Source organism: Pseudoalteromonas sp. QJM3NY_12 (assembly GCF_056173165.1).
On sequence record NZ_CM149661.1, the window covers coordinates 1,049,349 to 1,074,483 of the forward strand.

General features: G+C 40.3%; 22 protein-coding genes and 1 other annotated feature. Of the genes, 15 read left to right on the forward strand and 7 right to left on the reverse strand.

Annotated elements, in window-relative coordinates; translation table 11 throughout:
* Both AC0VZ5_RS04920 and AC0VZ5_RS04925 read left to right on the forward strand, forming a co-directional pair.
* Positions 1-3,156, forward strand: a complete 3,156-nt coding sequence (locus tag AC0VZ5_RS04920; protein WP_475474490.1) for a pilus assembly protein — start codon at positions 1-3, stop codon at positions 3,154-3,156.
* Between the two features lie 9 nt (positions 3,157-3,165).
* Positions 3,166-3,585: a type IV pilin protein gene (locus AC0VZ5_RS04925; RefSeq protein WP_475474491.1), complete on the forward strand. Its 420-nt coding sequence runs from the start codon at positions 3,166-3,168 to the stop codon at positions 3,583-3,585.
* Between the two features lie 143 nt (positions 3,586-3,728).
* Here AC0VZ5_RS04925 and AC0VZ5_RS04930 read toward each other — a convergent pair whose 3' ends face one another.
* Positions 3,729-4,265: a GspH/FimT family pseudopilin gene (locus AC0VZ5_RS04930; protein WP_475474492.1), complete on the reverse strand. Its 537-nt coding sequence runs from the start codon at positions 4,263-4,265 to the stop codon at positions 3,729-3,731.
* Between the two features lie 77 nt (positions 4,266-4,342).
* Positions 4,343-4,894: a GspH/FimT family pseudopilin gene (locus AC0VZ5_RS04935; protein ID WP_138607640.1), complete on the reverse strand. Its 552-nt coding sequence runs from the start codon at positions 4,892-4,894 to the stop codon at positions 4,343-4,345.
* A 174-nt stretch (positions 4,895-5,068) separates the two neighbouring features.
* Between AC0VZ5_RS04935 and AC0VZ5_RS04940 the strand changes: the two genes are divergently transcribed.
* Complete coding sequence (locus AC0VZ5_RS04940; RefSeq protein WP_008114445.1) at positions 5,069-5,407, forward strand: P-II family nitrogen regulator; 339 nt, start codon at positions 5,069-5,071, stop codon at positions 5,405-5,407.
* A gap of 57 nt (positions 5,408-5,464) precedes the next feature.
* Here the strand turns inward: AC0VZ5_RS04940 and AC0VZ5_RS04945 are convergent, their stop codons facing one another.
* On the reverse strand, positions 5,465-6,229 hold the full coding sequence (locus AC0VZ5_RS04945) for an outer membrane protein assembly factor BamD (RefSeq protein WP_413401464.1): 765 nt from the start codon (positions 6,227-6,229) through the stop codon (positions 5,465-5,467).
* Positions 6,230-6,370: 141 nt separating this feature from the next.
* Between AC0VZ5_RS04945 and rluD the strand changes: the two genes are divergently transcribed.
* The 3 genes from rluD (at position 6,371) to clpB (ending at position 10,755) form a co-directional block, all read left to right on the forward strand.
* Positions 6,371-7,348, forward strand: a complete 978-nt coding sequence (gene rluD, locus AC0VZ5_RS04950) for a 23S rRNA pseudouridine(1911/1915/1917) synthase RluD (protein WP_008114448.1) — start codon at positions 6,371-6,373, stop codon at positions 7,346-7,348.
* Between the two features lie 2 nt (positions 7,349-7,350).
* Entirely contained in the window at positions 7,351-8,082 is a 732-nt protein-coding gene (gene pgeF, locus AC0VZ5_RS04955) for a peptidoglycan editing factor PgeF (protein WP_475474493.1), read from the forward strand.
* Between the two features lie 96 nt (positions 8,083-8,178).
* On the forward strand, positions 8,179-10,755 hold the full coding sequence (gene clpB / locus AC0VZ5_RS04960; RefSeq protein ID WP_475474494.1) for an ATP-dependent chaperone ClpB: 2,577 nt from the start codon (positions 8,179-8,181) through the stop codon (positions 10,753-10,755).
* Between the two features lie 64 nt (positions 10,756-10,819).
* On the opposite strand, the gene AC0VZ5_RS04965 is transcribed toward clpB, so the two are convergent.
* The gene (locus AC0VZ5_RS04965) at positions 10,820-12,367 is read right to left on the reverse strand and encodes a methyl-accepting chemotaxis protein (protein ID WP_475474495.1); all 1,548 of its coding nucleotides are present in this window, start codon (positions 12,365-12,367) and stop codon (positions 10,820-10,822) included.
* Positions 12,368-12,795: 428 nt separating this feature from the next.
* Between AC0VZ5_RS04965 and gshA the strand changes: the two genes are divergently transcribed.
* Together gshA and AC0VZ5_RS04975 are read left to right on the forward strand one after the other, a co-directional pair.
* On the forward strand, positions 12,796-14,370 hold the full coding sequence (gshA, locus tag AC0VZ5_RS04970) for a glutamate--cysteine ligase (protein WP_178955540.1): 1,575 nt from the start codon (positions 12,796-12,798) through the stop codon (positions 14,368-14,370).
* A 125-nt stretch (positions 14,371-14,495) separates the two neighbouring features.
* Positions 14,496-15,104: a transglycosylase SLT domain-containing protein gene (locus AC0VZ5_RS04975; protein ID WP_008114460.1), complete on the forward strand. Its 609-nt coding sequence runs from the start codon at positions 14,496-14,498 to the stop codon at positions 15,102-15,104.
* Positions 15,105-15,159: 55 nt separating this feature from the next.
* Here AC0VZ5_RS04975 and AC0VZ5_RS04980 read toward each other — a convergent pair whose 3' ends face one another.
* Both AC0VZ5_RS04980 and AC0VZ5_RS04985 read right to left on the reverse strand, forming a co-directional pair.
* The gene (locus AC0VZ5_RS04980; RefSeq protein WP_013464491.1) at positions 15,160-16,428 is read right to left on the reverse strand and encodes an HlyC/CorC family transporter; all 1,269 of its coding nucleotides are present in this window, start codon (positions 16,426-16,428) and stop codon (positions 15,160-15,162) included.
* 61 nt (positions 16,429-16,489) lie between these two features.
* Positions 16,490-17,296, reverse strand: a complete 807-nt coding sequence (locus tag AC0VZ5_RS04985) for a cytochrome C assembly family protein (protein WP_138606286.1) — start codon at positions 17,294-17,296, stop codon at positions 16,490-16,492.
* 223 nt (positions 17,297-17,519) lie between these two features.
* Here AC0VZ5_RS04985 and ffh point away from each other — a divergent pair, with 223 nt between their 5' ends.
* The 7 genes from ffh (at position 17,520) to tyrA (ending at position 23,637) form a co-directional block, all read left to right on the forward strand.
* A complete protein-coding gene (gene ffh, locus AC0VZ5_RS04990) occupies positions 17,520-18,899 on the forward strand; it encodes a signal recognition particle protein (RefSeq protein ID WP_010391303.1) in 1,380 nt (459 codons plus the stop codon).
* 261 nt (positions 18,900-19,160) lie between these two features.
* Complete coding sequence (gene rpsP / locus AC0VZ5_RS04995) at positions 19,161-19,409, forward strand: 30S ribosomal protein S16 (protein WP_006792801.1); 249 nt, start codon at positions 19,161-19,163, stop codon at positions 19,407-19,409.
* 17 nt (positions 19,410-19,426) lie between these two features.
* Positions 19,427-19,963, forward strand: a complete 537-nt coding sequence (gene rimM, locus AC0VZ5_RS05000) for a ribosome maturation factor RimM (RefSeq protein WP_058403461.1) — start codon at positions 19,427-19,429, stop codon at positions 19,961-19,963.
* Positions 19,963-20,730 (forward strand): tRNA (guanosine(37)-N1)-methyltransferase TrmD, encoded by a 768-nt coding sequence (gene trmD / locus AC0VZ5_RS05005; protein WP_475474496.1) that lies wholly within the window; start codon positions 19,963-19,965, stop codon positions 20,728-20,730. Before rimM ends, trmD begins: the two co-directional genes overlap by 1 nt.
* A 33-nt stretch (positions 20,731-20,763) precedes the next feature.
* Positions 20,764-21,123, forward strand: a complete 360-nt coding sequence (rplS, locus tag AC0VZ5_RS05010; RefSeq protein WP_008132530.1) for a 50S ribosomal protein L19 — start codon at positions 20,764-20,766, stop codon at positions 21,121-21,123.
* Between the two features lie 162 nt (positions 21,124-21,285).
* Complete coding sequence (locus AC0VZ5_RS05015) at positions 21,286-22,155, forward strand: MYG1 family protein (RefSeq protein ID WP_475474497.1); 870 nt, start codon at positions 21,286-21,288, stop codon at positions 22,153-22,155.
* Between the two features lie 348 nt (positions 22,156-22,503).
* Positions 22,504-23,637: a bifunctional chorismate mutase/prephenate dehydrogenase gene (gene tyrA, locus AC0VZ5_RS05020; protein WP_178955544.1), complete on the forward strand. Its 1,134-nt coding sequence runs from the start codon at positions 22,504-22,506 to the stop codon at positions 23,635-23,637.
* A gap of 52 nt (positions 23,638-23,689) precedes the next feature.
* Here tyrA and AC0VZ5_RS05025 read toward each other — a convergent pair whose 3' ends face one another.
* On the reverse strand, positions 23,690-24,847 hold the full coding sequence (locus tag AC0VZ5_RS05025; protein WP_178955546.1) for a chorismate mutase: 1,158 nt from the start codon (positions 24,845-24,847) through the stop codon (positions 23,690-23,692).
* A 43-nt stretch (positions 24,848-24,890) separates the two neighbouring features.
* Positions 24,891-25,006: a sequence feature (Phe leader region), on the reverse strand.
* Between the last annotated feature and the right edge of the window lie 129 nt (positions 25,007-25,135).

The window sequence follows — 25,135 nt, forward strand, 5'->3', positions numbered from 1 at the left end:
ATGAAACTTACACTAAACAGAATGCTCATGCCTATATTCGGAATATTAATTGGCATGTCAGCTCATGCTGAAGATATAGAGTTGTATGTTAACCATAATGTGGAGACAGATGAAAAGCCACGCGTAATTATGATTTTTGATACATCGGGCAGTATGGCTTGGGATGTAAACGATGGCAATTCCTGTTATATGAGAAGCGGTAATCGTTATTACCAGGTCGATTGTTTTGAAAGTAAAGACAGCTATAAACGTAATGAGCAATGTTACAAACGAACTAGCTACTACAATTATGAAGCCACATGTAGTGATAGTCGTTTAAGAGTTGCACAAAATGCGATTACGCAATTAGTGAACGATAATGATGATATTGAATTTGGTTTAATGCGTTTTAATGGCAGTAGTGGCGGTTATGTACTAGCCAGAGTAGGTGCTGAAAAGTCAACGTTGCTCAATAAAATTGATGAGCTACCTGCCAGTGGGTCAACCCCATTAACTGAAACATTATGGGAAGCGTATTTATACATAACAGGCCAAGATGTTTACTATGGCGATAACACTAATGATCGAGATTTTACCGCAGAGTCATCAGGAGTTTATAAATCACCCTTTGCCCCAGTAGCGGGGGAGCCATTGCGTTGTGACAATAGTATCAACATTATTTTAATGACAGATGGAGATCCTACCAACGATTCTAATAGAAATAATGATATATATAATCTCCATGATGATTATTTTTCTGAAAATGCGCCTGTTGTCAGCAATAGTTATTTGGCAGCGCTGGCAAAAATTATCCATGGCACAGATGATGTAAAAGTTGATCTGTATAGCAAAACCAATAATGTACTAGATATTGGTCGTGTATTTCCTATTGGCTTTGGTACTGGAATGAGTAACTCAGGTAAAAACTTACTTACTGAGACTGCTGAATATGGCGGTGGGCAATATTTACATGCCAATACTGCAGCACAACTGTCAGACGCACTTAAAAATACGATTTCTCGTATTCGAGAAGTAAACGATAGCTTTTCATCGCCATCAGTGGCCAGTAATAATGTAGACCAAACTCGCAGCCGTGATGCTCTTTACTATGCAATGTTTTATCCTGAAACAGGAGCGCGTTGGCGTGGTAACCTCAAAAAGTTGAAAATTACAGGCAATCAGATTGTTGATGCAACTAACCAGCTTGCTCTCAATAGCGACGGTTTAATTTCAAAAGATGCAAAAACATTTTGGCTACCTGCGGGCCAACCCGCTGATGGTAATGCGGTTGCACAAGGTGGTGTAAACCATTATCTAAGCACGATAGATCCACTAGCCCGTAATTTATTCACTGAAAATCAAGGCTCTATTGTTAGCTTTGATACTTCGGTTATCAGCGACATTCTTAGCGGTATTGTTGATAATCCGCTAGCCTTAACAAGCCAAGATGTTAATTGGGCTAGAGGGGTTGACGTTGATGATGAGGATAAAGATGGCTCTTCGCAAGATCAACGCTCTGATATTTTTGGCGACCCATTACATTCTAAGCCTATTGCTATCGACTATGGCAATGATGATATACGAATTCTTATAGGGACAAATGCTGGGTTTTTACATATGTTTAAAGATGCCGGCGAGACTGTAAGTGAAAGTTGGGCGTTTATACCTTCAGTATTATTTGACATTATTAAGCCACTCAGAAATAAACAAGCAGATAGCAAGGTATACGGCATGGACGGCCCTATCAGTGTTTACTTTAGTAATAAGAGTTTAAATAGCGAAGGTTTAAATGACGGTATTATAGATGCTAGTAAAGGAGATGCTGTTTGGGCTTTTGCTGGTATGCGTCGTGGTGGTAAGAATTACTATGGCTTAGATATTACAAACCCGAACCAGCCAAAGCGCCTTTGGAGCAAACCAATAGAAGGCGGCAAAGGCGACTTTACGGAATTAGCACAAACATGGTCAAAACCGCAAATAGCTTATATCAAAGCTTTTGGTAATAAACCTTTACTCGTATTTGGTGCCGGTTACGATACAAATAAAGATGCGGCTATAAGAGCTGAGGATTCCCGTGGTCGGGGCATTTATATTGTTGAAGCAAAAACTGGCAGTTTAGTATGGGCGTTAACCCCAAATAGCAATGGTTTTAAAGGTAAACATAGTATTGCCGCTGATTTAACTACGCTTGATTCAGATTATGACGGCTATATTGACCGAATTTATGCCTCAGATACCGGTGGTAATATTTGGCGAATTGATATGCCAGGAGAAGATAGTAGTGAGTTTAGTCATTTCAAACTTGCAGAGCTTGGTAGCAATCAAAATACCCAAGATAGGCGCTTCTTTTATAAGCCTTTGATTGCGCGAACTTTGTTTAGTAAAGTAACGGAGACGACCATCAATGGTGATAAAGTTATTACCCGTTTAGATACTCCTTATGATGCTGTTGTTATCGGCAGCGGTAATCGTTCAAAACCAACGAATACAAATGAGCAAGATCAGCTGTTTATGATCCGTGATGAAAATACACTGACACGCTCATTTAAAACCAATGCGCCTGCGGCAATTAAGCCCTCCGACTTAATGATTATGAACGATGACCCATTTGGTAATACTCTAGATGACATAGATGGTTTTAATCTTGTTGAAGCTGAGTTGGCAAAAAAGAAAGGGTGGCGCTACGAATTAGCCAAAGGTGAAAAGTCATTGGCTGCAGCTACCGTTGTTGGCGGAGTTGCTTATTTTACTTCTTTCACGCCAGCATCTGATGCCGTTGTAGAGAATCAATGTTCTTTAAGTGGAGGCGGTGGTGCGCTTTATGCGTTTCATTTGCATTACGGTACAAAGGTGTATGAACAGCTTAAATTTGTAACCAGTTACGACGTGCCCGATACACCACAGCTATACTTTGGTTCTTCTTGTGCGGATGCTAACACCGATGGAAAGTGTGATGAAGACCCAGAACAAAAGCCACCCATAAGCAAATATTATTTTTCAGGTCCTTTAGTTAAAGGTGATCCCAAACCATTTATACCCGTTAACATTTTAGGGCCTGGTCTAAAAACCGAAGATGGAACTATAAAGTTACTAGATAGTGCCGACAATGGCTTTGGCTTTAAAACGCAGCAAACATATATTTATAAGCGTGAAGAAAACGACGAGATAAACAATTAAGGGCTGTATATGAATAAGACACAACAAGGATTCACATTAATTGAGTTAATGATCACAGTAGCGATTGTTGGCATCATTGCCGCAATTGCACTGCCGAATTACAGTGAGTATGTAAAAAGAGCATCACGCGCAGAAGCTGCATCTGCGCTGTTAGATGCGGCAAATAAGCAAGAGCAATACTTTGTAGATAACCGAGTCTATTCAACTTCGTTTAGTGACTTAGGTATTCAAAGTAAAACTGAAAACGGGCATTTTGAGTTAGCAATAAATGTGGTTAATAGTAATGAATTTACAATTACAGCGAAGCCCATCGCTGGAGCTGTTAAAGGGGATACTGATTGTACTGAATTGTCTATTAATGACTTAGGCTTAAAAGGGGCTGAAGGCACCAAAGGTAAATCAGATATAACCTATTGCTGGGGTAGATAATGCAGGTGAGCCCTACTCTGAATTGTATACTTATCTCAAGCAGCTATTTTTAGCGCTAATTGCGTTGAGTTTACTTGCAATAGCCCAGCTATTGGCGCGAAACCCGGCTTTTTACACTGTAAACCCCCTAACTAGAATTCAGGTTAGTTATTTTTGCATCTATTTGTGGACTTTATCCTTATGCGACCTGTTTGACTTATAGATAGAGCAAGCCCTTCAAGGTTTGCTTTTTCACTATTAGGGCAATAGATAAAAGTACCATTTTGAAAGCCATTTAAAGAGCCGTCGGGTCTAAAAGTTATTGCAGTGCGAGGATACTTTAAGCTATCAGAGGGATGGGTATGTTCAAAGGTACTAATAAGACGTTCGTCATTATCCAAAGATGTTGACTTGTCATGATCAGTAAAAAGTGACACACCCGTGTGCCACTCACCATCTAAACATTGTTTATCTTTCAAAGCGCACAGCGTTACGTAGTTGCCATGCTCTATAGCATAAAGACGTGCTAAATTAATATTTCGGTGTAATAGACTAACCTGATTATCTGCGCGATTGAGCGCCAAGAAGTCAGGAGCAAACGACAAAGAGAGTTGACTCAGTATTGCAATAACTAAAATGGTTACTAGTAATTCTACTAACGTAACGCCATCGTTTTTGTGAACACTTATAATTAACTTCATCCCTGAAGCCTTACATTGAACAGTCCATTATATTAGTTTAGTAAATAATCAAAAAACGACAAAGTATGAAATGGCTTTTAGCTGCAGGTTTGAGTTGTGTCACCTATATAAAAAGCAGTTCCTGATTGAGACAGTGTTAACCCTTTATTATTTTCATTAGTACCATTAGGGCAAAAAATAAAATTTCCAGGTTTAGTGGTGATACGACCGCTGGTGTTAAACCGTATCCGTCTATCTCCAGCTGTGAATGTTACCTTATCATTAAGGCTAATTTTTTCCATGACGCGAATTAAGCTGTCAGAGGAAGAATTATATTGACCATCATTATTTGCATCAATAAAGGTTATAATAACTTTATTACGATCCCACCTTGCTCGGCATTGCATACTATCATCATTGTTTTTAACCTCCGAATGCTGAGCTGCACAAATAACCACAATCTCATCAGTACTAGCTGCTTGTGAGCGCGCAAAACTAATATTACGCTTAAGCTCCAATAAAAAGTTTTCGCCTCGATTTTCTTCCAGCATATCGCTACTATTCCATATTGCAATACTTGCTATTATTGCAACAATAGCAACGGTAACCATTAACTCTAATAGAGTAAATCCTGTATGCTTGGTTTTCATATAAATCTCATTAACTCGGTGATGTTGAAAGGTCAACAGACCCTAGTATAGTTATTTTTATTAAAATAATCATACCATGATTATTTTTCACCTGTGCTATTCAATCACTTTGTTTGCTATGAACCTCATGATTGTCTAAAATCGAGGCAACTGAGGCTTTCAAAAGTAACTAATATGAAAAAAATAGAAGCAATCATTAAACCGTTTAAGCTCGATGATGTGCGCGAAGCACTATCTGATGTTGGCATTACGGGTATGACAGTAAGTGAAGTCAAAGGGTTTGGTCGTCAAAAAGGTCACACCGAGCTATACCGTGGCGCAGAGTATATGGTTGATTTCTTACCAAAGGTAAAGTTAGATATTGTGCTTGGTGATGAAGATGTTGAACGCGCTATTGATGTGATTGTTAAAACCGCACAAACAGGCAAAATTGGTGATGGTAAAATATTTGTCACTGAAGTTGAGCGTGTTGTTCGTATTCGTACTGCAGAAGAAGATGAAGACGCGATATAATCGTAGTCTTGAGCAAAAAAGGCGCTACTTTTATTTGAAAGTAGCGCCTTTTTCGTATTATTTATTTCTACTGTTAAATTTGCGCGTTTGCGCTGCATTGTCACTTAATTCAGTTAATCCTAGCTTATCGTAGCTTTTTTCCATCATGGCTAGTGCCGCATCTAAGTAGCTGCTTTGTGAGTAGTGCTCTACCACAAACTTACCGCGATTCGCAGCTGCTAAATAGGCTTCACGTTCGTAGTAGTAAGTCGCAACTTTTAGCTCATAACGTGCCATGCGATTTAATAGCCAAACTAAACGACGTTTTGCTTCTGGCGCATAGTCACTTTCTGGAAAACGTTTAACTAAGGTTGATAGATCGGTATAAGCTACACGGGTACGTTTAGCGTCTCTGTCGGCTCTATCTACACCAAAGTACTCTTGGAAAGCATTTTTATCCGCTTTAATATTAACCAAGCCACGCATGTAGTACATGTAATCTAAATCTTTGTGGTTTGGGTTTAAGCGAATAAAACGGTCAATGGTAGCAAGTGCCTGCTCTGTATTACCTGATTGGTAATGTGCGTACACTAAATCCATTTGTACTTGCTTTGAAAACGGGCCAAACGGGTAGCGAGAATCAATTGCCGCTAACAGCTCAATTGCACGTGCGTATAAACCAGAATCAAGCGTTTGTTTTGCATCTTCATATAGTGCTTGTGCTGATCTGTTTGGTACTCGTTGAATGTCTTCTTGGTCAGGTGCAGACGAACAAGCCCCTAAACTAAGCACTGAAACTGAAAAAACAATGGCGAATGCACGTTTCCCTATTTTATTTATCATTTTATTTGTTACCTTCGATGTCTTCGGCTAGGCCAAGTGGGTAAAACCGAGTAAACTATGCGTATTATGTTATGCTTTTATTAAAAGCGATTCTAACCCAGTCAAGCAAAGCTTGCACTGGTAAATTGGGTAAAGTTACTAATGTCAGAGCAAATATCTCTCCAAGCCGAGGTCCCAACAGACTTAGGTGGTAAACGTCTAGACCAAGTATTAGCACAATTGTTCCCTGATTATTCACGATCACGGATAAAAACGTGGATTTTAGATGATAAAATCACCGTTGACGGCGAAATTTTCAACACCCCGCGTGAAAAATTACTCGGTGGTGAAGTTGTGGCTGTTGAAACAACAATAGAAGCACCTCGTGAATACGAAGCACAAGATATCAAATTAAACATCGTTTATGAAGACGATGATATTTTAGTTATCAATAAACCAATGGGATTAGTGGTTCACCCTGGTGCAGGTAACCCTGACGGTACGGTGTTAAATGCATTACTTCATCACTTCCCAGAAATTATTAACGTACCACGAGCGGGTATAGTTCATCGTCTTGATAAAGACACAACGGGTTTAATGGTTGTCGCGAAAACGATTCAGGCACAAACTCATTTGGTTAAAGCCTTACAAAAGCGCGAAAATTTCACACGTGAATATGAAGCCTTATGTAATGGTACTATGACCGCCGGTGGTATGGTTGAAAAAGCGATTGGTCGTCATCCAACTCAACGTACGCACATGGCTGTTCATGAAATGGGTAAACCAGCGATTACGCATTACCGTGTGGCAGAAAAGTTCCGAGCTCATACTCGTTTGCGTTTACGCCTTGAGACCGGACGTACACACCAAATTCGCGTGCATATGGCTTACTTAAACCACCCACTAATTGGCGATCAATCTTATGGCGGCCGTCCTCGTCCACCAAAAGGAGCAACCCCTGAGCTGTTTGAGTTACTGCGTAGCTTTAAGCGTCAAGCGCTGCATGCTGTAAAATTAAGCATTGCTCATCCAATTACTGGTGAAATGATGACCTGGCAAGCACCTATTCCTGATGATATGGTCCAGATGACACAAGCACTGCGCGAAGATACAAAAGCAAATCCAGATATAGCTAGTTAATTATGTCTGGCTTATCAGCTACATGGCAACCTATTCAGGGTGTAGGCACATTGAGTACTACACGGGATGGAGGTGTGTCAAAGCCTCCATTTGATAGTTTGAATTTAGGGTTACATGTAGGTGATAACAGCCAAGATGTATTAACCAATCGAGCGCATGTAAATAGTTACATACCTAATCCTGCTGTTTGGTTAAATCAGGTTCATAGCGCTGATGTAATTTTAGTGGATGAAGCGTTTGACGCTAATCACATACTGACGGGGGATGCGCTTTACACGCAGTTACGCAATCAACCTTTAGCTATAATGACCGCTGACTGTTTACCTATTTTACTTACCTCAAGCGATGGCCAAGAAGTGGCTGCAATTCACGCAGGTTGGCGAGGATTAGTGCAAGGAATTATTAATAATACAGTTAGCTGTTTTAAACATGAGCCAGCGAATTTACATGCGTGGTTAGGTCCTGCAATAGGAGCTAACCGATTTGAAGTCGGCCAAGAGGTCGTTGCAACATTTACAGCCAATAATCCAGCTTTGCATGATGCGTTTAAACCTCAAAATAACGATAAATATTTAGCTGATATTTATTACATTGCGCGTACTTTGCTAAACCAACGGGGTGTTGTGAATATTAGTGGTGGTGAATACTGTACTTTTTCTCAAAATAATCAGTTTTTTTCTTATCGACGTGACGGCCAAACCGGTCGTATGGCAAGTTTGATCTGGCGCAAGTAAATTACTATTAAGTGATTATTTTTCCCTCAATACCTTGAACAAATCCGCTAACATACCCATTTATAAAGTAATTCGTTTTTTTATAGGTAAACCCCCATGCGTTTAGATAGATTTACAAGTAAATTTCAGTCTGCGCTTTCAGATGCGCAATCATTAGCGCTAGGTCGCGATCATCAATTTATTGAACCCGTTCACCTTATGTATGCTTTATTAAAGCAAAGTGGTTCAAGTGTGCGCGCCTTATTTGCACAAATGGGCATTAGCGTGGATGAGCTCAATACTAAACTATCTCAAGAGATAGAAAAATTATTTAAAGTAGAAGGTGTTGGTGGCGATGTGCAATTGTCAAACAACATGGTTTCACTTATTAATCTGTGTGACAAGTATGCCCAAAAACGCAAAGATAAATATATCTCAAGCGAACTGTTTGTTTTAGTTGCATGTGAAGATAAAGGGCCGCTTGGCAGTGTATTTAAAGCACTTAATATCACCGCTAACAAAGTTGAAACTGCCATAGAAGCAATTCGCGGTGGTCAAAAAGTTGATGATCCTAATGCTGAAGAAACTCGTCAAGCACTTGAAAAGTACACTATTGATTTAACTGAGCGGGCGGAGCAAGGTAAGCTTGACCCTGTAATCGGCCGTGATGATGAAATTCGTCGCACCATCCAAGTATTACAACGCCGCACCAAAAACAATCCTGTGTTAATTGGTGAGCCTGGGGTGGGTAAAACCGCGATTGCCGAAGGGCTTGCGCAACGTATTATTAATGGGGAAGTGCCAGAGGGCTTAAAAAACAAGCGCGTACTCTCGCTTGATTTAGGCGCGTTGGTTGCTGGGGCCAAATACCGAGGTGAATTTGAAGAGCGTTTAAAATCAGTTTTAAATGAATTGGCCAAAGAAGAAGGCCAAGTGATTTTGTTTATTGATGAAATTCATACCATTGTTGGCGCTGGTAAAAGTGATGGCGCTATGGATGCGGGTAACATGTTAAAACCTGCATTAGCACGAGGAGAACTTCATTGCGTAGGTGCAACGACCTTAGATGAATATCGTAAATACATTGAAAAAGATGCTGCACTTGAGCGCCGTTTCCAAAAAGTATTAATTGAAGAGCCATCGGTTGAAGATACTATCGCTATATTACGTGGTCTAAAAGAGCGTTACGAATTACATCACTCAGTGGAAATCACCGATCCGGCAATTGTTGCTGCAGCGCAGTTATCACATCGCTATATTAGTGATCGCCAATTACCTGATAAAGCAATTGATTTAATTGACGAAGCGGGCTCTTCTATTCGACTGCAAATTGATTCAAAACCTGAAGCCTTAGATAAGTTAGAGCGTCGTATCATTCAGTTAAAAATTGAAGATAACGCCTTGGCTAAAGAAAAAGACGAGGCGAGTCAGAAGCGCCGTGCAGAAATGGTTGAGCTGATCACTGAGCTTGAGGTGCAATACCGTGAACTCGATGAAGTATGGAATGCCGAAAAAGCGTCTTTGCAAGGTACGCAAGTCATTAAAGCTGAGCTTGAACAGGCACGACTTGATTTAGAAGTGGCACGCAGAGCAAGCGATTTACAGCGCATGTCAGAACTGCAATATGGCCGTATACCCGAGCTTGAGCGTAAGCTTGATTTAGCATCACAAGCCGAAATGCAAGAAATGAGCTTACTTAAAAACCAAGTGGGCGAAGATGAAATAGCTGAAATTTTATCACGTTGGACCGGTATTCCGGTGGCACGTATGCTTCAAGGTGAGCGTGAAAAGCTATTGCAAATGGAAACGCAATTACATAATAAAGTGATAGGGCAAGATGAAGCGGTAGTTGCGGTGGCTAATGCCATTCGTCGTTCTCGCGCAGGGCTTGCTGATCCGAATCGTCCTATTGGCTCATTTTTATTCTTAGGACCAACAGGGGTGGGTAAAACAGAGCTAACGAAAGCATTGGCTGGCTATATGTTTGACACCGAAAGTGCCATGGTACGCATTGATATGTCTGAGTTTATGGAAAAACACTCAGTGGCGCGTTTAGTTGGTGCTCCTCCTGGTTATGTAGGTTACGAAGAAGGGGGCTACTTAACGGAAGCCGTTCGTCGTAAGCCGTATTCGGTTATCTTGCTTGATGAAATAGAAAAAGCGCATCCAGATGTGTTTAATATTTTATTACAAGTTCTTGATGATGGTCGTTTAACAGATGGTCAAGGACGTACTGTTGATTTTAAAAATACGGTTATCATTATGACCTCTAACTTAGGTTCAGACATTATCCAAGAGCAATCGGGAAGTAATGACTATGACGAGCTTAAAGCAAAGGTAATGGGTGTACTGCATAATGAGTTCAGGCCTGAATTTATTAACCGTATTGATGAAACAGTAGTGTTCCACTCACTTGCACATAGTCATATTAAAGAAATCGCAGATATACAGTTAAGTAAATTGCGTGAACGATTAACTGAGATGGGCTATTTACTCGAATTGACAGATGCTGCGCTTGAGCGCATTGCTGCCAGTGGTTTTGATCCGGTTTATGGCGCTCGCCCACTTAAGCGTGCAATACAACAGACCATTGAAAATCCGTTAGCACAAAAGCTGCTTAATAATGATTTTCAACCAGGCTGCATCATTGTTATTGATGCAAGTGGTGAGGGCTTAGAGTTTACTAGCCGATAATCTGAAGCACAGCAAAAAGCCGCTGAAAATAGCGGCTTTTTTGTTTTTGATTCAAAGGAGTGGATTAAACTTTAAAGGTAAGCAGTAAATCATTTACTTTTCGTGACCCTTCGACCAATTCAGCAGCGCCATGCGCTACGCTATAACTAAGCTGTAAATTGTCATCCCCCAAGCCTTTAATTTTTTCAACATTGCAGCCAATATCTCGACTTACCACTTGTTGTTGCTCTGCGGCGGCTGAGATGTCGGTAGCAAGTTGTGAAATTTCACTAATTTGAATGAAAATACTATCTAGCTCTTGTTGTGTTTGCCCTGTGGTGTTCACACAGTCATCGGCTTGTTGTTTTGTGCTCTGCATGATTTTAGACCAGCTGAACAAGGTGTCTTGAATCTCTTTAATGGAGCTATGAATTTGTGCTGTGGCGTTTTGAGTACGTGAAGATAATGCGCGCACTTCATCAGCGACCACCGCAAAACCCCGACCATGCTCACCAGCACGGGCAGCTTCAATCGCAGCGTTAAGTGCTAACAAATTGGTTTGCTCTGCAATGCCTTCTATTTCACTCATTACCTGACCAATTTTATCGGCCTCAGAGGCAAGTCCTGTGGCTGTGGTTGCCGCTTGCTCAACTTGCATAGCTAAGTCAGATACCATTTTGCTATTATCGGCAATATGACTTTTTATATCAGAGCAGCTTTGATAAGTGATCCCCACTTTATCTGCGGTATTATTAGTATTATTAGAAATTTCACCAATGGTGGTGCTCATTTGTGACATTGCAGTGGCTATTTGCTCAAGCTGAGTTCCCTGAGAGGAAATTCCTTGTTCGGTCAGCGTAGATTGCTGATCTAAGCCTTGAGCAATTGTATTAAAACTCAAGGTTGAGTCTTTAACACGACCGAGTACCGTTTTTAACTTGGCGCAAAGCATTTGCTCTCGGTAATCACTAATACTGTGAGGGTGTGAACCACTAAATACATAACGAGACACCGAATCAGCCTGACTCTTTTGCTGCTTTAGGGTCGCAGGTGTTGCTATTAGTTCATCATAATTTAAAACTAGAATGATAATACACACCATCAAGTTAACCGCTGCAATCGCGATTGATCCCCAAATAGCAACACAGGCTAACCAAACTAAAACACCGGCTATGCTTAAGCCTTGTCTGAGTGAGGTGTGTTCACGCCAGCTAAATAGTGACTGATTAGCGTTAATTTTGGCATACAGTTTCTGTGCTCTGCGTTTTGCGCGTTGCGAGAGTTTTACACGCACAGACTGATAACCAATCAATTGGCCATGTTCAAAAATAGGTGTTACAAATGCATCAACCCAATAGTAACGGCCGTCTTTACATAAATTCTTTACAGCTCCTCGCCACGAATGGCCTTGCTTTAAGGTGTCCCACATTTCTTTAAATGCCGCCTTAGGCATGTCAGGGTGGCGAACTATATTGTGGTTTTTATTAATGAGTTCATCCATTTCATAGCCAGCAATACTGCAAAATTCATGATTAGCATAGGTAATAACACCTCGAAGATCGGTTGTTGAAACTAACTCTTGCTGCTCTTCAAAAGTGACTTCTTCATCTATCAAGCTTTGATTACGACGCATAGTAATCCTTTATCATCCTTTATTGGGGTGGCTATTGTAATTACTAAAACTAATGTACGTTAGTGATAAGTTTTAAATAGCGGTAGTAAGTCATTTTTTTTGATGTTTTTATGATCTTTATCAATTTTAAGGGTAATTGAATTTTTTAATTATGACAAACTTTTAACAAGAGATTCACCCTTTCGCATGGGGGGGAATAATACGTTGTTGGTAGGAGAGGATTGTGGCAAATAATATGTAAAAGAAATTGTATATTGCTGGTGGCAATGGCAAGATTATCTTTTATAGCGTGAAACAAAGCGTGTTTAAAATTCATTAAAAACTATATCTAATAAATTCATATAGTTTTTTCTTCATTTAATCTTGAGTAAAGGTAATTAGACCCCATAACCTCATGATTAAGCCACTTGGCTCGAGGAAACTTTTTTTTGGCAACTTATAATTTAAAGAACACGCTCAACGCGCTATCTAATGCAGATAATCAGCATGCTATTAAAGGTATTATGCGCGGTATTGAGAGAGAATCACTAAGAATTAAACCTGATGGTTCTATTTCTAAGCAAGCTCACCCTGAAGGGGTTGGCTGTGCGCTTACCAACGGACATATCACGACTGACTTTTCTGAGTCTTTACTTGAGTTTATTACACCGGTTAGCGAGTCATCAACGCAAACGTTACAACAGCTAAAAGATTTACAAAAGTTCACCCTAGAACATATGGGCGATGAACTGCTGTGGCCAATTAGTATGCCGTGTTTTATAAATCATCAAGACGATATTGTATTAGCACAATTTGGCGATTCTAACGTTGGTAAAATGAAAACCTTATATCGTGAAGGTTTAAAGAACCGTTACGGCAGTATGATGCAAGCGATTGCCGGCGTGCACTTTAATATTTCTTTTCCAGAAACGTTATGGCAGTCACTACACTCACTAAAGCAAAGTAGCGCGAAGCTTGAAGACTTTATATCTGATGGGTACTTAGCATTAATTCGCAATTTTAAACGCGAGTTGTGGTTAATTAGTTACATGTTTGGTGCGTCACCGGCATTGTGTAGTTCATTTTTGCAAGGGCGTAAAAGTGATTTACCGTTTAAAAAGCTAGGTAAAGGTACTTTATATTTAGAAGTAGGCACGGCGCTTCGATTAGGTAATCTAGGTTATACCAACAGTGCACAGTCATCATTACGCGTGATGTATAACTCATTAGATGAATATGTAGCAGGGCTTAAAAAAGCCATAAATACGCCTTCAGATATTTATGGCAGTATTGACGACTACACCAGTGCAGAGCCAAAGCAATTAAATAAAAATATTCTACAAATAGAGAACGAGTTTTACTCGCCAATTCGCCCCAAGCGTAATGCTAAAAATGGTGAAACACCCACCGATGCTTTACTAAGAGCGGGTATAGAATATATTGAAATTCGTGCATTGGATGTTAACCCATTTAGTGAAGTAGGCATTGATTTAGAGCAAATACACTTTTTAGATGTATTTTTAACCTATTGTTTATTAAAAGACTCAGCGCCTATGGACTGGGAAGAGCAAGCGCGAAGCACTGAAAATCTTGATACAGTAGTAAACCAAGGCCGAGAAAAAGGCCTAATGCTTAATTTTAATAATGAGCAGCGCAGTCTTGAATCATGGGGTGATGAAATATTTAATCAGCTCGTTGATGTTGCTAAGTGGATGGATAGCGCGTACGGGGTTGATTATTACTCAAACACTATTAAGCGCATGGCAACGTGGGTGCATAATCCTACATTAACTTATTCAGGGCGTTATGTTGAGCAATTAAAAGCATCAGGGCTAGATAATGGTCATTATGCACTCTCACTTGCTCAAAAGTATAAACAAAGCCATGATATAGCCAGTTATACTGAATTCTCAAAGTCGTGGTTAGCGCAACAAGCGACAGAGTCTTACCAAGCTCAAAAAGCAATTGAGCAAGCCGATAATCAATCATTTACTGCATTTTTAGATACATATTTTAGTAAGTAGTAGGCAAAAAAAACGCAGCTCATAGTAGCTGCGTAAATATTCTTTAGGGATGAAACAATGCTGTACTGCTGCATTCATAGATTCAGACCCACGCTTTTTTAAAAAGTTCAGTGAGATCTTAAAAAATGAAAAAAAATATTATTACTTTATCTCTAGTGCTTACCTTAGCGGGGTGTGCCACTGCGCCACCTAAGCAACCCGAAGATATTTGTAAAATCTTTGAAGAGAAATCTGACTGGTATTTTGATGCTAAAGACGCGCAAGATAAGTGGGGCTCTCCCAAACATGTATTAATGAGTATGATGTACCAAGAAAGTTCTTTTCGTCATGATGCCGCGCCACCCATGGAATACTTTTTATGGATAATTCCAACCGGCCGCGCAAGTGATGCCTATGGTTATTCTCAAGCTAAAACTCCAACTTGGTCTGATTATATTCGTGAAACAGGTAATAGTGGTGCTGATAGAGATGAATTTGAAGATGCGATCGATTTTATGGCGTGGTTTGTTTATAAAACTCACAAAGTTAATGGCGTTTCTAAATGGGATGCTTACGCACAGTATTTAAATTATCACGAAGGGTGGGGCGGTTATAAGCGAGGCACTTATCGTAAGAAAAAGTGGTTAATGAGCGTTGCCAATAAAGTAAAACATCGTGCAAGCCGTTATGGAGCACAGCTAAGACGCTGTGAGGATGATTTAGACAAAGGTTGGTTAGAGCGTTTATTCTTTTAACTAATCTAAACCCAGATTAATAAAAAAGGAGCCATTTGGCTCCTTTTTTGTTGGTTTATTTTTTACGTTTATTGGGCTGAATTTTAACTTGTTTAATCATGTTTTCTTTCACTTCAAGTACCTCAACCGGATAACCTGCAATACGAATGCTTAAGTTAGCATCAGGAATGTCTTCTAAGTACTCAACAATGAGGCCACTTAGCGTTTTAGGGCCATCTAATGGGAATTCCCAACCCATTTCTTTATTTAAGTCGCGTACGTTAGCACCACCATCAACAATATAAGAGCCATCATTTTGTGTGGTTACTTCTTCACTCGGTGTACGAGTTTGAGTAGTGGTGAAATCGCCCACAACCTCTTCAAGAATATCTTCTAGAGTAACTAAGCCTTGGATATCGCCATATTCATCAACAACAATACCAATTCGCTCTTTTGATAATTGGAACTTCAGTAGTTGGGTGTTAAGCGACGTTCCCTCAGGAATAAAGTAAATTTCACGTACAGCGCGCAGTAGCGAAGGTTTATCGAATTGCTCTTTAGTAAGAAGACGCAATGCATCACGAGAGTGAATAAATCCCACTGCATCATCTATATTGTCGCGATATAAGAGTACGCGAGTATGTTGAGCATGAGTCAGCTGTTTACTAATTATTTTCCAGTCATCGTTGATATCAATCGCCACAATTTCATTGCGGGGTATCATAATATCTTCAACGGTAACCTGTTCTAAATCTAAAATTGAGGTCAGCATACTCTGGTGGCGCGCCGGGATCAAAGCCCCTGATTCATTAAGCACGGTTTTTAATTCTTCTTTACTCATGCTGTGCTCATCTATTTGTGCAGCACTAATACCAAATAAGCGTAATATGCCGTTGGTCATCCAGTTAACAACAACCACAAACGGGAAGAGTATTTTTAACAAACCTTTGAGTATCACAGAGCTGGGAAAAGCGACTCGCTCAGGATAGAGGGCAGCCAGTGTTTTTGGCGTTACTTCAGCGAAAATTAGTACAACAAGTGTTAATGCACCTGTCGCTATCGCAATACCTAAATCGCCATACAAGCGTATACCAATAATGGTAGCTACCTGAGCTGCCGCAATATTAACCAGGTTATTACCAATGAGTATCAGACCTATCAACCTATCTGGTCGACTCAGTAATTTACTAACGCGTTTCGCAGCACGATGGTTCTCTTTAGCGAGGTGTCGCAAACGAATACGGTTGATTGACATGATTCCGGTTTCTGACCCGGAGAAGTAAGCAGAAAAAAGCACCAATAAACCTAATATGATAAACAGGGTACTTGTCGATATGTCGTCCAACGATGGATCCTTTTTTTATAAACCAATGCGTATTAAGCTAGAGTGAGCTTTCAGAGTCAAGTTAAAACTTATTCAGGACCACTTCTTGTATAAAACGGCTACCAAAATAAGCGAGTGTGAGTGTAAAAGCGGCAATCATTATACTAACTACCACTACTTTTCCTCGCCAACCACGTTTTACATGGCCAACCGCAATTGTAGTGAAAATGGCCCAAGCAACTAAGGATAGGATTGTTTTGTGAATAAACTCTTTGGCAAACATGCCATCTAGAAATACAAATCCGGTAATAAGCGCCACACTTAATAATACGGTGCCTAAGTTTAATAACTGGTAAAGTTGGCGCTCTACTACCATTAGCGGCGGTAAGTGACTGTGAACTATCGCTAGGTCTTTTCGTTTTAAGCGCTTATCAATAAAGTAAAACTGTACGCCATACAAAGTTGCAATAATTAAAATGCAGTAGGCTAATAATGACAGTGATATATGCGCAACTAGCGCCAGCTCTACATTAATACTTTGTAATAGAACATGATGAGGGATAAATAAGCTAGAAATGGTTAAAAGCGCAGCAAAGCCATAAACTACAGGTAGTAGCAAGGTCGCGGGAAACTTCAAAGAAACGGTAGTAACACACAGCACGATAATCCAGCAAGTCAGCAATGCCACATTAACAATGCTTAAATCTTGTCCATCAGCTCTAAATACCGAATTTACTAAAAGCAGCATGTGCGCCAAAATAGCGACAGTACTGAGTATAATAGTAACTTTTTGGCTCGGGCCCTGATGATGAAACAACCGCGAAAGCACGTGAGACGTTGCTAACACATAAAATAAACTGGCAATAATAGTTAAACTAATAATCAGCATTTTGCTTTGGCCACTTAATTGAAGTCAAATAATTCGTGTTCGTTATGTGGCCATTGTATTTTATAGCAAAGCAAATGCATAGACCCTGTAAAAAGAAACTCAATAAGCAGCATTTCAGCACTGTATTGTATGCCACCATTTACGGTATACTATTTCTAATTGAATTTTAATAACATCGACCTTATTAATAGAGTTGATTTCAACGTCTTTTCGGAACCGTTACATGTTTGAGAACCTCCAAGAACGATTAGGTAAAACCCTAAAAAATATTAGTGGCCGTGGCCGCCTAACTGAAGACAACATTAAAGATACACTTCGTGAAGTGCGAATGGCATTTTTAGAAGCCGATGTGGCGTTGCCTGTTGTTCGCGAGTTTGTAAAACAAGTAAAAGAACGCGCAGTGGGTATTGAAGTTACTAAAAGCTTAAGTCCTGGCCAAGTATTTATAAAAATTGTGCGTGAAGAACTTGAAAAGGCCATGGGTGAAGCTAATGAAGAGCTAAGCCTTAACGCGCAACCTCCGGCTGTTGTGATGATGGCGGGTCTTCAAGGTGCTGGTAAAACAACCAGTGTGGGTAAACTGGCTAAGTTTTTAAAAGAGCGCAAGAAAAAATCTGTGCTGGTAGTGAGTGCCGATGTTTACCGTCCTGCGGCAATTAAGCAGTTAGAAACATTAGCGACAGAAGTAGATGTAGAGTTTTTCCCAAGTGACATTTCACAAAAGCCAGTTGATATAGCACAAGCTGCTATTTCTCACGCGAAAAAGAAATTTATTGATGTGGTATTAGTCGATACTGCAGGTCGCTTGCATGTTGATAATGACATGATGGATGAAATCAAAGCGCTTCATGGTGCAATTAACCCAATCGAGACTTTATTCGTTGTTGATGCAATGACAGGTCAAGATGCTGCAAACACTGCAAAAGCATTTGATGAAGCTCTACCGCTTACCGGTGTGATTTTAACTAAAACAGACGGTGATGCCCGTGGTGGTGCTGCGTTATCTATTCGTCATATTACCGGGAAACCTATTAAGTTTATGGGTGTTGGTGAGCGTACTGATGCACTTGAACCTTTCCACCCTGATCGTATCGCCTCACGTATTTTAGGCATGGGTGATGTACTTTCATTAATCGAAGAAGTCGAGATGAAAGTAGATAAAGAGCAGGCAGAAAAAGTAGCGAAAAAAGTATTTAAAGGTGATGGTTTTACACTGGATGATTTTGCTGATCAATTAAAGCAAATGAAAAATATGGGCGGCATGATGTCGATGCTTGATAAACTGCCAGGCATGCAAAACATCCCAGATGCAGTAAAAGGCCAAATGGGTGATAAAACCTTTATTCAAATGGAAGCGATTATTAGCTCTATGACGAAAAAAGAGCGTGCACGCCCTGAAATCATTAAAGGTTCGCGTAAAAAGCGCATTGCAGCTGGGTCGGGTACTCAAGTACAAGAGATCAATAAGCTGCTTAAGCAGTTTACCCAAATGCAAAAAATGATGAAAAAAATGAAAGGTAAAGGTGGCATGCAAAAAATGATGCGTGGCATGAAAGGGATGTTACCACCGGGAATGATGGGTGGCGGTGGCCCGAAATTTTAAGAATTTAAGCTTTAACATCTCCAATATGAGACAAAAAGTAATCAATAAAGAGGCAAAGTGCCTCTTTATTGTTGAATAAACTATGCACAGAATAGCTTGTTCACATACTTTTTCTTCTTGGATCACGGTTTAATCTACTAAACTGCCTTTTTGCATCACTTCTTACTTGCATTGTTGCTAAAAACTCGTACAATTCACCGGCTCCCCATACTGGGGAGTAAATCTTATTAATGAAAACAGTCAATCTATTTAGAGGACGGTATGGTAACTATTCGTTTGCAACGTGGTGGCGCTAAAAAACGCCCTTTCTATCAAATTGTGGTTGCGGATAGCCGTTTCTCGCGTGACGGTCGCTTCATCGAGAAAGTTGGTTTCTTTAACCCAATCGCTTCGGGTCAGGAAGAAAAACTTCGCTTAGATTTATCTCGTGTAGATCACTGGGTAGGTCAGGGCGCAGGTCTTTCAGATCGTGTAGCTAAATTAGTTAAAGACGCTCGTAAAGCGGCTTAATAGGCGTAAGTGTAACCATGAGTCAAGAGAACACCTCATCAATAATTGTCGTAGGAAAGCTCGGCGCCCCTTATGGTATAAAGGGCTGGCTTAAGGTACATTCATTTACTGATGATCCCGCAGGGATCTTCGATTTCAGCCCGTGGTTGATAGGGCAACAAGGTAAATGGCAGTCCTTAGAAGTGGTCGACTGGCGTCGCCACAACAAAGGCTTTATCGCTAAATTTGCGCAAGTAAACGACAGAGACGAAGCAATGGCTTATACCCATGCAGAAATCTCAATGGATGCAACGCAATTACCAGAACTCCCGCAAGGTGAGTTTTATTGGCGAGATCTCATTGGCATGTCGGTTATGACTGATAAAGGTTATAATCTTGGCATTGTTGATGACTTGATGGAGACAGGCTCAAATGACGTACTGGTTGTTAAAGCAAACAGTAAAGATGCATTTGGTCAATCGGAGCGTTTAATTCCTTTTTTAACTGACTCAGTTATAAAAGAGGTTAAATACGACGTGAAAGAAATTACCGTAGACTGGGATCCTGGGTTTTAATGACTCAAACTAGTTCATTATGGGTTGGGGTGATAAGCCTTTTCCCGGACATGTTTGACGCAATTACCCAACAAGGGGTTACTGGTCGCGCAGTAAAAAATGGATTAATCGATTTTAACTGCTGGAACCCACGAGACTACGCTTTAGACAAGCATAGAACCGTAGATGATCGTCCTTACGGGGGCGGACCCGGTATGTTAATGATGGTTAAACCATTAGAAAAAGCCATCCTTGATGCTAAAAAAGCGGCAGGCGATGGTGCTAAAGTAATTTATATGTCCCCACAAGGGCGCAAACTTGATCAGCAAGGAGCTAGCGAATTAGCTAACTCTGACAAACTGATTTTGATTGCCGGTCGATATGAAGGTGTAGATGAGAGAATAATAGAGTCATACGTTGACGAAGAATGGTCAATTGGTGATTTTATTTTGAGTGGTGGTGAACTACCAGCCATGACACTAATTGATGCAGTAGCGCGATTAGTGCCAGGCGTGTTAGGACACAATCAATCAGCAGAGCAAGACTCATTTTCGGATGGCTTGCTAGATTGTCCTCACTATACACGACCAGAAACATTGGACGACAAACAGGTTCCTGCTGTATTACTCAGTGGTAATCACCAAGCGATAGCAAAATGGCGGCTTAAGCAGTCATTAGGCAGAACTTGGTTACGACGTCCTGACTTGTTGCATAACCTAGCTCTGACTGAGGAGCAAGCGGTATTACTCGCAGAATTTCAGCAAGAGTACCAAAAAGCTTGTGGCTAGAAGACAGTTACACCTAGGAAAGTGAGAAACATAATGGCAAAAGTAAACCAAAATATTATTAAAGCGCTTGAAGAAGAGCAGCTTAAAACAGACGTACCTGCATTTGGCCCTGGTGATACAGTGGTTGTACAGGTAAAAGTAAAAGAAGGTGCTAAAGAGCGTCTACAGGCCTTTGAAGGTGTTGTAATCGCTAAGCGTAATCGTGGTCTTCACTCAGCATTCACAGTTCGTAAAATCTCGAACGGTGAAGGTGTTGAGCGTGTATTCCAAACGCATAGCCCTCTTATCGATAGCGTAACAGTTAAGCGTCGCGGTGCAGTTCGTCGTGCTAAGCTTTACTATCTACGTGAGCGTTCTGGTAAATCTGCACGTATTAGAGAAAAACTTAACTAATACGCGCTGTTTATCAACGCAAAAAAACGGGTTGCAACCTTTAGGTTGCAACCCGTTTTGGTTTTAATGCTATTGCGATTTTTTTAGCGCTATATTTAAAAACCAATGCACATCTTCAAATCACAATATCTTCTCACTTCTTGCAAAAAATGATGTACAAAAATGAATGATAAAACGATAGTTACACACAACGGCAATTTTCACGCAGATGATGTTTTTAGTATCGCTGCGCTTAAAATTATTTTCCCTTCTTTTACCCTGATCCGCACACGCGATAATGCGATTATTAATGACGCCGATGTGGTTATTGATGTTGGCGGTCAATATGACCCACAAACTGACCGATTTGATCATCATCAGCGTGGCGGTGCTGGCGCTCGTGAAAATGGTATTCCTTTTTCGTCATTTGGCTTGGTGTGGAAAAAATATGGCTTAGCAATATGTGATGATAACCAAGATGTGACTAATGCGGTGGATGCAGGGCTTGTATCAACTATTGATGCCATTGATTGTGGTCATGTTGAAGGGGTTGCTACAGGCATTAGCTTAAGCCAAACAATTTCTATGTTTAACCCAACATGGGAAGAGGAAAGTGATTTTGATACTGCTTTTGATCAAGCGGTTGAATTTGCACACACTTTACTGATTCGTTTTGTAGCTTCTGCCCGAGGTGGTTTAAATGCTAAAAAGATTGTTGCTCAAGCAATAAAACAAGCTGATGATCCTCGATTAATCGTGTTAGAGCGCTATACTCCGTGGAAAAAAACCGTACATAGTTTATCTGATGAGGCATTATTTGTTGTCTACCCATCTCATTCTGGCAAGTGGATAGTGCAAACGGTGCCTGCAGAATTAGGCTCTTTTGAAGACAGAAAGTCATTACCTTCACCATGGGCAGGATTATCAGATGAAGAATTTCAAGCGGTAACCGGTATCGATGATGCTATGTTTTGTCACAATGGCTTATTTATCGCTGGCGCAGAATCATTCGACAGTGTTATGTCGCTTGCGGCTATGGCATTAGAATACTAGTCCTTTTAATCGCGTGCTGATTATTTGTTAAAAGTGGCTTTTAGCCACTTTTAATATTCCCCTACTTAACTCAAGCTAGCCTATTGCAACTCAATTCAATGTAGTTAGCGCTGAAATAGCTGCTTGAGATAGATTTCTTATCTCGTGTTCAGGTTACTTACTGCCTTACCCCACTACACTCCACTCCACTCCACTCCACCTTGGTCTTAGTTGATAGACAGGTGGCGATCTTTTCCATAATTTGCCTTTTAACCCCTAACGTATCCTGTTAGTATTTATCGTATTGATTAGTTTACTTTTTTGTAATTATTAATTTACGATTTTGCTTTTTTGGGATGGAATGAGAACGTGGCAGAGATAAGTGATTTAGCGCAGCTAAGAACAGACATAGATGAATGCGATGCGCAACTGGTTGCCTTACTTGCAAAACGCAATGGCATTACTCAACAAATAGGCGCAATAAAACAACAAACTGGCGCGCCATTACATGCACCCGATAGAGAAGCCAATTTATTAGCTGCGCGACGCCAAGAGGCTATTAATCAAGGTGTGAATCCTGATTTAGTTGAAGACATTCTCAGACGCATGATGCGTGAAGCTTATCAAAATCAACAAGCCAAATTAGCTTGTGCCGATCCACGATTATCGCCAATTGTTATTGTTGGCGGTGAAGGGGCCATGGGGCAGTTATTTGCAAAACAATTTCAGCGCTCGGGATACGAAGTCAAAATTTTAGATAAAGCGCAGCAATCGCAGGCAGTCGATATTCTAAAAGGTGCAAAACTGGTGATGATCAGTGTACCAATAAATGCCCTTGAAACAGTTGTTAATGCACTACCGAAACTTGATGATGATTGTTTGCTGGTTGATATTACATCAGTTAAACAAGCCCCATTAACGGTACTTAAAAAAGTACATAGCGGACCTGTTGTTGGCTTACATCCCATGTTTGGCCCTGATATTTCTCATTGGGTAAAACAAACTGTGGTGGTATGCGAAGGGCGCAGTCATGAGGTGGCGCAAGGGTTATTAAAGCAGCTACAAATATGGGGTTGTCAGTTAGTTGAGCTAGATGCTAAAAAGCATGATGAAGCAATGCAAATTATTCAGGTTATGCGCCATTTAACGACCTTTGTGTACGGTCAGTTTTTAGCAAAACAGGGGCATACACTTGCCGAGTTAAGAAGTTGCTCATCACCTATTTATCAATTAGAGCTAATGATGGTTGGCCGTTTATTTGCGCAATCGCCAGAGCTATACACCGATATTATGTTAGCACAATTTGACAATGTCGAAAGCTTATTAGCGCAGTATCAGTCGCTGTTTTCAGAGACGCTTGAAAAGCTAAAAGCAGGAGATAAGCCCGCATTAATTGATGCATTTGCAGATGCAAAGTCTTACTTCTCAGATTCAACGGCGCATTTTTTAACCCAAAGCCGTAGTTTATTAAATAAAGCGAATGATGCGAAAGTACTCGATTAAAAAGAATAGCTCCGTGAAAAGAAAAGGGCCGCTAGGCCCTTTTAAAATTCGATTAGTTTTCAACACTAACAGCTTGTAAAGACTCGCTTTGGTAACAACCAAGTACACGTACATATTGAGTGTGCTGTTTAAGCTCTTCTAATGCATGCTTCACTTGGTTATCGATTAAGTTAGCCTCCAAGTCTACATAAAACACTTCTTCCCACGGATTGCCAGGAGTGGGCCGAGACTCTAGTTTCACTAAATTAATATTATGCTGTTTAAAAATCATTAACGCATCGGCAAGCGATCCGGCTTGTTGTTTGGTTGACATAATTAAACTGGTTTTAGTAGGTATTTGAGTTGATACTTGCAGTGGTTTGCGTGCAACAACAATGAAGCGGCTATGATTTTCTTTTTGATTGGCAAGATTCGCCTTGATCACTTCAAGACCTACATTTTTACCAGCTTGCGCTGAGCCGATAGCTGCACTGTTTGGTGTGTCGAGAGCTGACTTTAATGCACTTGAGGTCGAATCACAGGTTTCATGTTGAAGTTCACCAAGACCCTGTAAAAAACGACTACACTGGGCAAAGGGTTGTGGGTGTGCAAATACCTTAGTTAATTGGCTTAACTCAGTTCCTGGGGCTGCTAATAAGCAATGCTCAACGCTATGAGTAACTTCACCGACAATAGAGACTTGTGCATGCTGCAGTAAATCAAATACTTCATTAATACTACCCGAACTGGTATTTTCAATTGGCAGTAAGCCAAAGTCGGCTTGACCTTTTTCTACTTTACCGGTGATTTCTTCAAATGAGGTGCAACCAATTTCAACTAATTTACCCTGGCGACGGCTAAAATATTTATGACATGCAAGCTGACTATAAGAGCCTTGACCGCCTAAATACGTTACGCGATGGGTTTCACTGAGTGCGTCAGGGTTTAAATTCTTTTGAAGCATGGCTTGTTGATGCAATACGGAGTCTTCTAATATCGTTTGAAACACGTTGTTAACGTAGTAAGCGTCAAGCCCTAAGGATTTGCCATAGCCAATAAGTTTTTCGAGCAAAGCCAGTTCACGGGCCTCATCACGAATGGGTTTATTATTTGCAATTTTATATTCAACTACGCCATGACTAATGCGGCGTCGCTTTGCTAGTAAAACAAGTAAATCGGAGTCGATTTCATTTATATCGTGCCTGAGAGTATCAAGTACATCGTTGCTCATTTGGTTTTCCTCATTCCAAAAATATCACTGATTTTGCAGTGAAAATAAAAAAGCCTCCCAGTTGGGAGGCTTTACTATTCGATTGATTTTATCTCACAAACAGGGAAGCCTCTTCTATATAAAGAAGCTAAAAAAAGAAAAAAAAGTGTGTGAGTAATTTATATTCATACCCTTAATGTATGAAGTGTCACTCCCAATGTCAACAAGCACTTACCTGATGTGGATTTTTTACCTAATATATGTACAAAAGGCGTTGTTTTTTAAAAGTTTATAAATAATTTATAATTC